Consider the following 13,091-nt stretch of genomic DNA (forward strand, 5'->3'; position numbering starts at 1 on the left):
CCGATGTCGCGCCGCCGGCCGCCGTCCTTCCTGCCGCCGCCGCGCCCGCCGAGCCGGGAGAGGATCATGATCGACGAGACTGAGCTGTGGATCGTCGCCGACCGCCTTCGGGACGCGGAACGGGATCGGGTCCCGATTCCCCCGCTCGTCCTGGAGCATCCGGGGCTCACCGCCGACGACGCCTATGCCATTCAGCTGATCAACATTCGGCGGCGCAGTGCCGGGATCGTGGGGCACAAGGTGGGGCTCTCGTCGAAGGCGATGCAGGAGATGATGGGCGTCGACGAGCCGGACTACGGACATCTGCTGGCCGACATGCGGTTGTCCGAGGACGAGCCGGTCGACGCCGCACGGTTCTGCCGTCCGCGGGTGGAGATCGAGGTGGCGTTCCTGCTCGGGGACGACCTGCCCGGTGAGGAATGCACCGAGGAGGACGTTCTCGCTGCCACGGCGGCGTTCGCGCCCTCGATCGAGCTCATCGACAGCCGGATCGCCGATTGGCGGATCAGTCTGGCCGACACCATCGCCGACAATGCCTCTTCCGCCGGTTTCGTGGTGGGCGCTTCACGCGTACCACCGAAAGAAGTCGATCCTCGCGGCATCGCCGCCGTTCTGTGGCGTGGCGACGAGAAGGTGGCGGCCGGGCGGTCGGATGCCGTGCTCGGGAATCCGGTGACCGCGGTCGCCTGGCTGGCGCGGAAGGTGGCGAAGTTCGGGGTCCGGCTCGAGGCGGGACATCTGATTCTGCCGGGCGCCTGCGCACGTGCCGTCGACGCGCGGCCGGGTGACGAGTTCCGCGCCGAGTTCAGCGGCCTCGGCGATGTGCGATTGACGTTTGCCGATGCAAAAGAGGGGGGTCGGGAATGACGCTCAGCGCGGCGATCGTCGGATCCGGGAACATCGGGACGGATCTGATGTACAAACTGCTGCGATCGCCGGCCGTCGAGCCGCGGTGGATGGTCGGCGTCGATCCGGAGAGCGCCGGACTGCGGCGGGCGGCGAAGGCGGGGCTGGCCGTCAGCAGCGACGGGGTGGACTGGCTGTTGCGCCGGGAACCGCGGCCCGACCTGGTGTTCGAGGCGACGTCGGCGGCCGTGCACCGGGCGAACGCGCCGCGGTATGCGGAGGCGGGGATCCGGGCGATCGACCTGACCCCGGCGGCGGCCGGGCCCGCGGTCGTGCCCGAGGTCAACCTCGGCGAGCACCGGGACGCGGCGAACCTCAACCTGATCACCTGTGGTGGGCAGGCGACGATCCCGATGGTGCACGCCGTGTCGCGGGTGACGCCGGTCGGCTACGCCGAGATCGTGGCGACCGTCGCGTCCCGCTCGGCCGGGCCCGGCACCCGGGCGAACATCGACGAGTTCACCCGGACCACGAGTCGAGGGCTGGAGACGATCGGGGGAGCGGCGCGGGGCAAGGCGATCATCGTGCTGAACCCGGCGGAACCACCGTTGATCATGCGCGACACGATCTTCTGCGCGGTCGGGCCGGACGCCGACCAGGCCGCGATCAGCAGGTCGATCGTGGACGTCGTGGCCGCGGTGTCGGCGTACGTGCCCGGCTACCGGCTGCTCGACGAGCCGCAGTTCGACGTGATCGGCGACCGGGTACGCGTGGGGATCTTCATCGAGGTCGAGGGCGCGGGCGACTTCATGCCGCCGTACGCCGGGAACCTGGACATCATGACCGCGGCGGCAACCAGGGTGGGTGAGGAACTTGCTCGATCTCAGGATCACTGACTCGTCGTTGCGGGACGGGTCGCACGCGAAACGCCACCGGTTCACCGTCGCCGAGGTGACCGCGATCGTGGCGGCCCTCGACGACGCCGGCGTACCCGTCATCGAGGTCACCCACGGTGACGGCCTGGGTGGGTCGTCGTTCACCTACGGGTTCAGCCACACCCCCGAGCAGGAGTTGATCAGCGCGGCCGTGCGTACCGCCACCCGCGCGAGGATCGCCTTCCTGATGCTGCCCGGAGTCGGGGTGTTCGACGACATCCGGGCCGCGGCCGGCAACGGGGCCACGGTCTGCCGGATCGCCACCCACTGCACCGAGGCCGACATCGCCGTTCAGCATTTCGGCATCGCCCGTGAACTGGGCCTGGAGACCGTCGGGTTCCTGATGATGGCGCACTCGTCCCCGCCGGAACGGCTCGCGGAACAGGCCCGGATCATGGTGGACGCCGGCTGCCAGTGCGTCTACGTCGTCGACTCGGCGGGAGCGCTCGTCCTCGACCAGGTCGGTGACCGGGTCGCCGCGCTCGTCGCCGAGCTGGGCGGGGACGCGCAGGTCGGGTTCCACGGGCACGAGAACCTGGGGCTCGGCGTCGCGAACTCGGTGCTCGCCTACCGGGCGGGGGCGAAGCAGATCGACGGCAGCACGCGGCGTTTCGGGGCGGGGGCCGGGAACACCCCGGTCGAGGCGTTCGTCGGCGTCTGCGACAAGCTGGGCATCCGGACCGGCGTCGACTTCTTCAAGATCGTCGACGCGGCCGAGGACGTGGTCCGCCCGGCGATGGCCGACGAGTGCAAGCTGGACCGGATGGCGCTGATCATGGGGTACGCCGGGGTCTACTCCAGTTTCCTCATGCACGCCTACGAGCAGGCCGAGCGGTACGGGGTGTCCGGCGCGGAGATCCTGGTGAAAGCGGGGGAGCGGCGTCTCGTCGGCGGCCAGGAGGACCAGTTGATCACGATCGCCCGGGAGCTGTCGGCGCGATGAGAGGCGCCCGGTGGCAGTGGCCCGGGATGGGCCACTTCACCCGGCGTGGTGGCGGACCCGCCCGGCCCGCGCACGCGGAGTGTCGTTCCGGTCAGTAGTAGGTGACCGAGACGTGGTCGGTGACCGGAACCGCCTGGCAGGCGAGGATGTAGCCCTCGGCGAAGTCCTCCTCCTCGAGGATCTCGTTGTCGACCAGTGTGACCTCGCCGCTGACCAGACGGACCGCGCACGCACCGCACTGGCCCTGCCGGCACGAGTAGGGCGGGTTGAGGCCCGCGTCGATGATCACGTCGAGGAGCCGTTTGCCCGGCGCCCACGGCAGCACGTGCGTCTGCCCGTCGATCGCCACCTCGGCCGTCGACGCCCGGCTCTCGACCGGTGGGAGCTCGAATCGTTCCACCCGGATCCGGTCGGCAGCCATGCCGGCCGACAGCAGCGCCTTCTCGGCGACGGCGACGAACGCCTCCGGGCCGCAGAGGAAGGCCTCCCTTGCGAGGTACGGCGTGAGCAGCTCTCGGAGGGAGTCGGCGGTCGGAACGCCCCGCTCGCTGTCCAGCCAGTGGACGACCGGCAGCATCGCGTCGAGCCGGTCCCGGAAGATGATCGACGCGGCGTCGCGGTTGGCGTAGACGAGGACCGGGTCGCCCCGCAGCGCCCCCAGAATCCCCATGATCGGCGTGATGCCGGAGCCGGCGGCCAGGAACAGCAGGTCGTCGTCGAGCGAGGCGGGAGTGAACGCCCCGGCCGGACCGGCCACGTCGAGGGTGTCGCCGGCGCGGACATGGTCGCAGATCCAGTTCGACACCTGGCCGCCCGGCACCCGTTTCACCGTCACCGCCGGCGAGTCGTCGACCCCCGGCGTGGTGGACAGCGAATAGCACCGCGCCCCCACCGGGGTCCGCACCGTCAGGTATTGACCGGGCAGGTAGTCGAAGGTGGTGTCGAGAACCAGGGAACGGGCGTCCGCGGTCTCCGGGACCACCGCGGCGATCCGGACAGGGCGGAACTGCGGCATCAGCTCACCTCCAGACGACCCTCGCGAACCGCCCGATCGATGCTGGCCCGCAGCTCGGGGCAGGTGGGGACGAGCGCGGTGGGCCGCCCGGCAGCGGCGGCGGCCTCGCTCAGCCGATCGCACGCCGGTCCGGACCACTGCACGCTGGTCTGCATCGCGCTGCGCTTCCCGGCCCGCACCGGAAGCCCGCAAGCCTCGCACCGCACCTCGGCGAGCCCTCCGGCCAGATATTCCTGTCGCTCATCGCGCTGTTGCCGGCCGTCGTGTGCGGCCAGGTCGTGGCCGGTGACCGTCATGAGGCGCCGGCCCGGGCCTGGTTGGCGGCGACCTCGGCCTCCCACGTCTCGACGGCCCGTGTGGTGTCCACCTCGAACTCGTAGCGCGCCACCATGTCGTCGGTGACGTCCTCCACGTCGACGTAGAACTGCTCATACCACCGGCGGAGCTGGTAGACGGGCCCGTCCTCGGCGCAGAGCAGCGGGTTGTCGATGCGTGTCTTGTTCTTCCAGATCTCCACGTCCTGCAGGAACCCGACGCCGATGCCCTTGGCGAACTTGGCCGCCGCCTTGGCCGCCTGCTCGGTGCTGAGCCCGGGCAGCCGTTTCATGCTCAGGCCCCACTGGAGGACGAACGAGTCGGGGCTGACCGGGTAGTGGCAGTTGATCAGCACCGACTCGATGTTCACGCCGTGCCAGTCGTTGTACAGATAGTCGATCATGTAGGCCGGCCCGTAGTAGGCCGCCTCCGACCGCAGCGTGGCGTCACCGGACTGGCTCGACGAGGCCGGCACGTCCGGGCGCGGCCGGGTCTTCAGGAACTGCGCCGCCACGTGCCCCTCCATCACGTTCTTGAAGAACGTCGGGAAGGCGAAGTGGATGTAGAAGAAGTGCGCCATGTCGACGACGTTGTCGATGATCTCGCGGCAGTTGGCGCCCTCGATGAGCACCGAGTCCCACGTCCAGTCGCTCCACTCGTCGGAGAACGCGCCCTCGATGCGGGGGATCGCCACCTCGGGCGGCGGGGGATTGCCCTGCGGATCGTTCCAGACGAACAACTGCCTGTTCTGCTCACAGGTCGTCCACGCCCGGGTCCGCGCGCGCATCGGGATCCGGTGTGCGTAGGGCACCTCGACGCAGCGGCCCTCCCCGTTCCACCGCCAGTCGTGGAACGGGCAGGCGATGGTGTCACCCTTGATCGTGCCCTGGGTGAGGTCGCCGCCCATGTGCCGGCAGTAGCCGTCGAGCACGTTGATCCGGCCCTGGGAATCGGCGAACACCACGAGCTTCGTGCCGAACGCCTGGATCGCGTGCGGCTGCCCGTCGCGGAACGTGTCGGCGAGCCCCAGGCAGTGCCACCCCCGGGCGAACCTCGCCGGTGGTCTCCCGGCATCGATGGTGCGCGGTTCCTGGCTGATGCTCATGTCCCACTCCTGGTCCCTAGGTAGAACGTGTTCTAGTATAGAGGTCGCTCGACACGTGGCCAACCAGCCTGGAGGGATCTCATGGAAGCGGTCCTCGCCGGAGTTCGAGAACTGTTACCTGTTCTGCGGGAGCGCGCCCAAGAGACCGAGGACCGGCGCTCCCTCGCCCCGGAGACGGTCAAGGCCCTCGCCGAGACCGGCTTCTTCCGCCTGCTCCAACCGGCCCGCTTCGGTGGCCACGAGGCGCACCCGCTCGACTTCCTCACCTGCGTGCGTGACATCGCCTCGGCCTGTGGCTCGACCGGCTGGGTCGCCTCCGTGGTCGGGGTGCACGCCTGGCAGCTCGGCCTCTTCCCGGACCGCGCCCAGCAGGACGTCTGGGGCGCCGACCCCGGCACCCGGATGTCGTCCTCCTACGCCCCGACCGGAAAGATCACCAGGGTCGACGGCGGTTACCGGGTCGACGGCCGCTGGAGCTTCTCCTCCGGCTGTGATCACGCCACCTGGGTGCTGCTCGGGGGCATCGTCCCGCCCGGCGACGACGGCACACCCGCCGACTTCTGCACCTTCCTGCTGCCGGCGGCGGACTACACCGTCGAGGACGTCTGGCACACCGTCGGGCTGCGCGGCACCGGCAGCAACGACATCGTCGTCGACGGCGCTTTCGTCCCGTCGTACCGTGCGCTCAGCTTCAACGACACCGCACGCTGCGTCTGCCCCGGCCAGGAGCAGAATCCGGGACCGCTCTACCGGATCCCCTACGCCTCGATCTTCACCTACGCCATCACCACGCCGATCATCGGCATGGCGACCGGGGCCTACCGCGCCCACGTCGACTACACCCGCGAGCGGGTCCGTGCGGCCTACGCCGGTGTCAAAGCGGCCGAGGACCCGCACGCGCAGGTGCGCGTCGCCGAGGCCGCGGCCGACATCGACTCCGCCTGGTATGCCGTCGAGGCCAACATGCGCGAGCTCATGGACCTCACCACCGCCGGGACCAGACTCCCGATGCCACTGCGGCTGCGGATCCGCCGCGACCAGGTCCGCGGGACCGCCCTGGCGATCCGCGCTGTCGACCGGCTCTTCGAGAGCTCCGGCGGCCGGGCGCTCGCGATCGGCACCCCGATCCAGCGCTTCTGGCGCGACGCCCACTCCGGCCGCGTCCACGCGATCAACGACCCGGAACGGGCCCTGTCCATGTACGGCCGCGGCGAGTTCGGCCTGCCCCTCAACGACGCGATGGTGTGAGATGACACTGGCCTTTCGCCGCGACGGCGCCGGATCACCGGTGGTCCTTCTCCACGGGGGCGGTCCCGGCGCGTCCGCCGAGAGCAACTTCGGGCGTACGATCCCCGCGCTCGCCCCGCATTTCGACGTCCTCGCGGTCGATCAGCCCGGATACGGCGGCTCGCTGGGCGACCCGATCACCGGGCAGTACTTCACGCACGCCGCCACCGAGCTGGCCGCCCTGCTCGACAAACTCGGCATCGAGCGGGTCGACCTGATCGGCAACTCGCTCGGCGGCGGGACGGCCGTCCGCTTCGCCCTGATGCACCCGGGGCGCGCCCGGCGGCTGCTCCTGATGGGACCCGGCGGACTGTCACTGAACGTCTTCTCCGCGGACCCCACCGAAGGGGTCAAACGACTCGGCGCGTTCGGCCGGGACCCCAGTCGCGCGAGGCTGGCGGCATTCCTCCGCACCCTCGTCTTCGATCCGTCCCTGATCACCGACGAGCTGATCGAAGAGCGTTTCCGGGCGGCCGTCGACCCCGCCGCGATGCGGGCCATGCGCGAGATGGGCGCCTCCTTCAGCAACCCGGAGACATACGAGGAAGGGCTGCTCTGGCGCGACGCCCACCGGCTGCGCCACGAGACCCTGCTGGTCTGGGGCCGTGAGGACCGGGTCAACCCGCTCGACGGCGCGCTGGTCGCCCTCAAGGTGCTGCGCAACGCGCGCCTGCACGTCTTCGGCGGCTGTGGCCACTGGGCCCACCTGGAGAAGTTCGACGAGTTCAACCGCCTGGCCATCGATTTCCTCACCCCCTGATCTGCCCTTCACCTCACCTATCGCGCCCACCTCGACTTCTGGTTCTGTGAGAGGGGACACCGCCCGTGAGCAACCTCATCCGATCCCTCGGCTACCTGCGCGTCGAAGCCACCGACCTGCCCGCCTGGCGTGACTTCGGCGTCAAGGTGCTCGGCATGACCGAGGGCCGCGGCCCCGACCCGCAGGCCGTCTACCTGCGCATGGACGAGCTGCCGGCGCGCATCGTGGTGGTGCCCGGCGAGCGGGACCGGCTCGCCGCGTCCGGCTGGGAGCTCGCCGACCCGGCCGCCCTCACCCGGCTCGCCGGTGTCCTCGACGAAGCCGGCATCGCCGTCAAACCGGCCGGCGCCGACGAGCTCGCCGACCGCCGCGTCTCCCACCTGATCAGTGTCGACGATCCGGCCGGCAACCGGCTCGAGTTCTTCTGCGGCGCCGCCCTCGACGGCCGGCCGTCGCTGAGCAGCTACGGAACGAGGTTCGTCACCGGCGGGCAGGGCATGGGGCACGTCGTCCTGCCGGCCCGCGACGACGCCGCGTCGCTGCGGTTCTGGAGCGAGGTCCTCGGGTTCCGGCTGCGCGACTCGATGCGCCTCGTGCCGGAGCACCTGGGGCTCCCGCCGAGCGACACGCCGCTGTGGATGCGGTTCCTCGGCTGCGGGCCCCGCCACCACAGCGTCGCCCTCGCCCCGATTCCGGCGCCGACCGGACTCGTACACCTGATGATCGAGACCGAGACCCTCGACGACGTCGGCCGGGCCATCGACCGGTGCGCCCGCAACAAGGCCCCCATGATCTCCACCCTGGGCCGGCACGCCAACGACGAGATGGTCTCCTTCTACGTCCGCACCCCGAGCGGATTCGACATCGAGTACGGCTACGGCGGCCTCACCGTCGACGACGAGACGTGGGTCGCCCGCCAGACCACCGCGCACAGCATCTGGGGACACCGCTTCTCCGGCGGTGGCGGGCATTGACCACCCACCCGTCCGTGCCGGTGTCGCCGGCCGCCGGTTTCCGGAGAGTCCTCGGCCACTTCGGAACCGGCGTCACCGTCGTCACCACGGCCGACTCCGACGGGCCGGCCGGATTCGCGTGCCAGGCGTTCGCGCCGCTCTCCCTCGACCCGCCCCTGGTGCTCTTCTGCCCGCAGAACGGATCGGACACGTGGCGTCGCATCCGCGCCTCCGGGACCTTCTGCGTCAACATCCTGGCCGCCGACCAGCGGGACGTCTCCCGGCTCTTCGGCACCCGCGGCGCGGACCGGTTCGCCGCCCTCGACTGGACGCCGGCCCCGTCCGGCGCGCCCGTCCTGGACGGCGTCCTGACCTGGGCCGACTGCCGGGTGGAGGCGGTGCACCCGGGCGGTGACCACGCCATCGTCACCGGCCTGGTCACCGCGCTCGGCCCGTGCCGTGACGTCACGCCGCTGCTCTTCCACCGCAGCCGTTACACCACGACCACGCCGACCTCGCCGTACGAGCCACCCGAGGTCGTCGACACCCTGCTGTCCTGGCCCCGCCACACCGACTGGATCTGAACGCCGTAGCCGGGCGGCCGACCGCAGACCGACCGATCGGCCACCATGGATGGTTTGCGCAGGTCTTGTTAGGACGGTCGCGCGGGCGAAAGGATCGCGGTGGATCGTCTCCGCACGGGGAGCCCGCAGGGGCGCGCGGGGCGACGGGGGAGGCCACGTCATGTGGACAGTCGTTCTCGAAATGCTCACCCCAGCCGGCTCACGAGCCCGCTGGGCCGCCCTGTTGGTGCTGGCCGTGGCGGTGAACGGCCTGGTGGTGACCGCCGCCGAGCGGCCCGGCCCGGACCGGTCGGCCACCGTGGCACTGGCCGCGGCCGAGAGCGCACCGGCCACGACCCGGCTGGGCCGCTGCCAGGCCGCCCGGATGCTGCACGCGGGCGGCCCCGCGCTGAAGGCCGCAGCGACCGGGGTCCTGGCCGGACCGGACGCCGATCTGGCCGCCGCCGGAGAACCGGGCAGCGCCGTGTACGCGCGGCTCCTGGGCGCCTACCGGACCGACGACGAGACCGTCCAGGCGTACCGCGACGCCCGCTGGGCCCGGCAGGCGGCCTGGCGTGACCAGCTTCAGCCGTACGGGGTGTTCGACGCGGCACCGGAGGCCGACGCCTCGGTCGCACAGTTCATGTTCGGCCGCCAGGACATCGCCTACCGGACGCTGCACGGCGAGCCCGACCACCCGAAAGCCGGGCCGGAGGCGCTGAACCGGGTCTCGGCGATCATGGCGGAGAGGCCGGACGACCTCACCCTGCAGATCGTGGGACAGCTGGTCCTGGCCACCGGAACCGCGGACGACGTGCGTCGCTTCCTGCTGCACGGCGGCTATCTCTCCGCACCGCCCGCACCGGGCTCGGTGGAGTCCCGCCACGAGGTGGAAGCACTCAAGATCCGCTGGGCCTCCTGCGACACCGCCGACCCGCGCCCCTACTCGAGCGATCCCGACAACCCACTCAGGGACGTGACGGCCACCGCGGCCGCCGAGTGGAACGCGGAACTGGCCGCGCAGGCCGGTCCGCGCAACGACATCGTGACCGCCGAGGCCGACGCCGCCGAGCAGGTCCGCCGCGCCTCCGAGACCATGTTCGAGGCCATCGGGCAGGCCTGGGTGGCGGAGCGGATCCTCGCCGTGCAGAAGCGCTGGACGGACTGCCCCACCTGCACACCGGTGCCGAGCGCGGCCCTGAAAGCGCGTGCCGTGTCCGACCTCGCCGCGATCCGGAGCACGGTGGCCGGGCTGGTCACCACGGCGCAGACGGCGGTCACCGCGGCCGAGCGCGCCGCCGGGAGAGCGGACACGGCCAAGACGCAGGCGGCGCAGATCGCCGTCCGGGACCACACGCCGTACGGGCGAGGTCTGGGCTACGCACAACAGTCCGCCCAGGTCACCAGAGCCTCAGCGGCGGCCGCGGTGGCGGCGAAGAGGGCCACCGAGACCGCGTTGCGCGCCGTGCAGGCCACCGCCGCCGACAGCGCCGCGCTGCTGTCGCTGGCGCAGACCCAGTCCCTGGCGCTGGGGGCGGAGTTCAGACGGGTGGCCGCCCAGGAAGCGGCCGCGCAGGCCAGGGCCGCCGCCGTCACCGCTGACGCGCAGGCCACCGAGGCGGGCCGGGCCGCCGCACGGGCCGCCGCCGACCGGGCCGTCGCCGAGCAGGCCGAGGGCGCCGCCCGGGCCGCCGCGCAGTCCGCACACGACAAGCGGGCCGTGGCCGACCGCGAACGCGACACCGCCGCCGCGCAACGAGCCGCCGCCGAAGCGGAACGGGCGACCGCGCAGCAGGCCGAGACACGAGCCCGGGAGCAGCAGTCGGCCGCCGCCGACGCCCGCGGCCGCGCCGAGACGGCCGGAGAGACCGCGAGGCGGAACAGGGATGCCGCGCTGAACGCCGAACGCAAGGCGGTTCAAGCCCGCGACGACGCGGTGCGCGCCGAACGACACCGGGAGGCGCTCGTCGCGAAGGCCGCCGCGCTGCGCGCCGTGGCCGCGGCCTCCGAGGGGGAGGCCGGCGCCGATCAGGCCCGCGCCGCCGCCGACGAGGCGCAGGCCGCGGCGGACACGGCCACCGGGGCGGCCACCGCCGCACGGGCCGCCGCCGACGAGGCGACCGCTGCCGCCGTCGCCGCCCGGGAGGCCGCCACCCGGGCCACCGCCGCCGCCGAACGAGCCCGGGCCGCCGCCGACGGGGCCTGGGCCGACGCGACGGTCAGCCAGTCCGCCGCGGCCACGGCGCACGCCGCCGCAGCCGACGCCATCGTCGCCTCCGAACAGGCCGCGAGGAACGCCGAGACCGCCGAACAGCAGGCCGAACTGGCCTCGAACGCGGCGGCCGCGGCCGCCGCGGACGCCGCCGCGGCCCGGGAGCTGGCGGACGCGGCGCTGGCAGAGTCCGCCCGCACCGCCGGGCACGCCTACGCGGCGGCCGCGGCGGCCACCGCTGCCGGCGACGCCGCCCGCGCCGTGACGGACCCGGCCAACGAGGCGATCACACTGGGCACGCCGTTCGGCGAGAAGGACTCCTCGGCCGGCATGGCCGTCCTCGTCGGCCAGAGCGCGAAGACTCTGGCCGAACAGCACGCCTCGGCCGCCGGGGCGAAGGCGGCCGAGGCCGCCCTGGCCGCCGAGGCCGCCCGGCAGGCCGCCGCCCGGGCCGTCGGGGACGCCAAAGCCGCCGCCGAGGCCGCCGCGGCGGCAGCGGCCGACGCGGCCTCCGCCGCCCAGTCGCTGGAGCGCGCCCGCCGATTCGCGGCCGAGGCCACCCGGGACGCCGAGGCCGCCCGGCAGGCCGGCGCCCGCGCCGCCACCCACGCCCAGCAGGCGCTCGGCGACGCCCTTCAGGCCGGATGGTCGGCCGACAGCGCCGAGGCGGACGCCACGGCGGCCCGCAACGCCGCCACCGCCGCCGAACAGGACGCCGCCTCCGCCCGCGGCGCCGCCGACCGGGCCGAATCGGACGCCTCCGCCGCCCGGGACGTCGCGACCCGCGCCGACCGGGACGCCACCACCGCCGAACAGGCCGCGGCCAGGGCCCGGGAGGCCGCGCAGGAGGCCCAGGCCGCCGCCCAGCGGGCCGAGGCCGCCGCGAAAGCGCGGGAGGAGGCAGCCGCCCTCGGCCCGGACGCACCCAGCGGCATGGAGAACGTGATCATCCAGCCGATCAACGTCCGGGACGAGGTCCCGCAGACGGTGGACTGCATCCAGATCGATCCCCTGCACTGCACGGCGACGATCACGCACCACCTCACCGGCCAGTTGGCGGTGTATCTCCGGACCTGCCCCGACCCCGACACCACGGACTGCCCCGGCGAGTACGTCGACGACTACCTGGGCACGATGCCGCTCGACACCCGTGTCACCAGGACCTACACCATCAACTTCCTGGACATCACCAGAGAGCTCTGGCTGAACCTCGGGAAAGCCATGGTCCAGGACTACGTCGACTGCTACCACGGCGCGCTCGACAAGTGCGCCCTCGCCGCCGGAGAGCTCGCACTCGACGTGGTCACCGCCAAGGCGGCCACCACCCTCATCACGCTCCGGCGGATCGCCAAGGCGCGGGCCCTGTCGACCGCGACGGACGGCGCGATCTTCTGGTCCGGAACCGTCAACGGCTCCAGTGTGCAGCCGCTGGCCGAGGAGCTCGCCCGCACGCGCGGCGGTGCGACGCTGGAGATGCTGTTGTCGCAGCGGGGCGTCACGATGCCTGGCTGGACCGCCCGCGACCCGGCCTCCGTCCAGATGTGGAAGGAGGCGTCCGAGGCCTTCGCCGGCACCGCGCGGGGAGAGATCCGGGCTCTGGTGGGCGACACCGTCCCGCCGAACGGCGTCTGGAGGAGAATCGAGCTGCCCGCTCTCCGGCAGAATCCGAACGTGACGAGGATTATCGAGGTCAATGCCGTCACCGGCCAGGAGACCGTCATCTTCACGCGGTGATCGCTTCGGCGAGGGGGGCAGAGGTGCACGACGACAGGCTGAGCCGGGCCGTCACGGTTTTCGTCTGGGGCGACCCGCCCCGGTCCTGGCCGTCCTCCGACCCGGCCGCCGTCACCCGCCTGTTCGGAGACGGCGCCGCCGGCCTCCTCCAGCACATCGATGCGCTGGTCGCCGAGCTGAACCAGATCCCACCCGACGACGACCTGATCGTCTACGGCGACCGGATCGAGCAGGCCCTGGAGCGCGGCCATCCCGAGCTCGACAAGGCGGCGCGCGAGGCGCTGGCGAACAGATACACCTTCGCCTGGCGCTGAGCCCGGCGGATCGGCATCCTCCTGTCATACGACAGCTAGGTTGCCGACCACTCTTCTAGCGCCTATAGTCATGAGCAAGGCTCGTCGGGGTCGACTGCCGCTGAGGAGG

Annotated in this window: 12 protein-coding genes; 9 read left to right on the forward strand and 3 right to left on the reverse strand. The window is 72.3% G+C overall.

The genetic code is table 11. The features are described from left to right. Positions 1 to 66 precede the first annotated feature (66 nt). Genes ACQPZW_RS11875 through dmpG form a run of 3 tightly spaced genes read left to right on the forward strand, consistent with a single transcriptional unit; the run spans position 67 to position 2,724 of the window. Positions 67 to 867 carry a 2-keto-4-pentenoate hydratase gene (locus ACQPZW_RS11875; RefSeq protein WP_433794900.1) on the forward strand — a complete coding sequence of 267 codons (801 nt, stop codon included), beginning with the start codon at positions 67 to 69 and terminating at the stop codon, positions 865 to 867. Further along, positions 864 to 1,742, forward strand: coding sequence for an acetaldehyde dehydrogenase (acetylating) (locus ACQPZW_RS11880; RefSeq protein WP_433794901.1), 879 nt, complete (start codon positions 864 to 866; stop codon positions 1,740 to 1,742). The genes ACQPZW_RS11875 and ACQPZW_RS11880 overlap by 4 nt, the downstream gene beginning before the upstream one ends. Then, complete coding sequence (dmpG, locus tag ACQPZW_RS11885; RefSeq protein ID WP_433794902.1) at positions 1,720 to 2,724, forward strand: 4-hydroxy-2-oxovalerate aldolase; 1,005 nt, start codon at positions 1,720 to 1,722, stop codon at positions 2,722 to 2,724. Before ACQPZW_RS11880 ends, dmpG begins: the two co-directional genes overlap by 23 nt. Before the next feature lie 91 nt (positions 2,725 to 2,815). On the opposite strand, the gene ACQPZW_RS11890 is transcribed toward dmpG, so the two are convergent. The 3 genes from ACQPZW_RS11890 to ACQPZW_RS11900 are packed head-to-tail and all read right to left on the reverse strand — an operon-like array spanning position 2,816 to position 5,159. Beyond that, positions 2,816 to 3,739, reverse strand: coding sequence for a 2Fe-2S iron-sulfur cluster-binding protein (locus tag ACQPZW_RS11890; protein WP_433794903.1), 924 nt, complete (start codon positions 3,737 to 3,739; stop codon positions 2,816 to 2,818). Next, positions 3,739 to 4,035: a hypothetical protein gene (locus ACQPZW_RS11895; protein WP_433794904.1), complete on the reverse strand. Its 297-nt coding sequence runs from the start codon at positions 4,033 to 4,035 to the stop codon at positions 3,739 to 3,741. Before ACQPZW_RS11895 ends, ACQPZW_RS11890 begins: the two co-directional genes overlap by 1 nt. Continuing rightward, entirely contained in the window at positions 4,032 to 5,159 is a 1,128-nt protein-coding gene (locus tag ACQPZW_RS11900; RefSeq protein WP_433794905.1) for a Rieske 2Fe-2S domain-containing protein, read from the reverse strand. Before ACQPZW_RS11900 ends, ACQPZW_RS11895 begins: the two co-directional genes overlap by 4 nt. An 81-nt stretch (positions 5,160 to 5,240) precedes the next feature. Between ACQPZW_RS11900 and hsaA the strand changes: the two genes are divergently transcribed. The 6 genes from hsaA (at position 5,241) to ACQPZW_RS11930 (ending at position 12,982) form a co-directional block, all read left to right on the forward strand. After that, positions 5,241 to 6,407 carry a 3-hydroxy-9,10-secoandrosta-1,3,5(10)-triene-9,17-dione monooxygenase oxygenase subunit gene (gene hsaA / locus ACQPZW_RS11905; RefSeq protein ID WP_433794906.1) on the forward strand — a complete coding sequence of 389 codons (1,167 nt, stop codon included), beginning with the start codon at positions 5,241 to 5,243 and terminating at the stop codon, positions 6,405 to 6,407. Between the two features lies 1 nt (position 6,408). Continuing rightward, positions 6,409 to 7,206, forward strand: coding sequence for a 4,5:9,10-diseco-3-hydroxy-5,9,17-trioxoandrosta-1(10),2-diene-4-oate hydrolase (gene hsaD / locus ACQPZW_RS11910; RefSeq protein WP_433794907.1), 798 nt, complete (start codon positions 6,409 to 6,411; stop codon positions 7,204 to 7,206). Between the two features lie 65 nt (positions 7,207 to 7,271). After that, positions 7,272 to 8,180: an iron-dependent extradiol dioxygenase HsaC gene (gene hsaC / locus ACQPZW_RS11915; RefSeq protein WP_433794908.1), complete on the forward strand. Its 909-nt coding sequence runs from the start codon at positions 7,272 to 7,274 to the stop codon at positions 8,178 to 8,180. Then, positions 8,177 to 8,743, forward strand: coding sequence for a 3-hydroxy-9,10-secoandrosta-1,3,5(10)-triene-9,17-dione monooxygenase reductase subunit (hsaB, locus tag ACQPZW_RS11920; protein WP_433794909.1), 567 nt, complete (start codon positions 8,177 to 8,179; stop codon positions 8,741 to 8,743). Before hsaC ends, hsaB begins: the two co-directional genes overlap by 4 nt. A 160-nt stretch (positions 8,744 to 8,903) precedes the next feature. Next, positions 8,904 to 12,668: a hypothetical protein gene (locus tag ACQPZW_RS11925; RefSeq protein ID WP_433794910.1), complete on the forward strand. Its 3,765-nt coding sequence runs from the start codon at positions 8,904 to 8,906 to the stop codon at positions 12,666 to 12,668. A 23-nt stretch (positions 12,669 to 12,691) separates the two neighbouring features. Then, positions 12,692 to 12,982 (forward strand): hypothetical protein, encoded by a 291-nt coding sequence (locus ACQPZW_RS11930; protein WP_433794911.1) that lies wholly within the window; start codon positions 12,692 to 12,694, stop codon positions 12,980 to 12,982. Positions 12,983 to 13,091 lie beyond the last annotated feature (109 nt).

Source organism: Actinoplanes sp. CA-252034 (assembly GCF_050956125.1).
Taxonomy (GTDB): Bacteria; Actinomycetota; Actinomycetes; order Mycobacteriales; family Micromonosporaceae; genus Actinoplanes.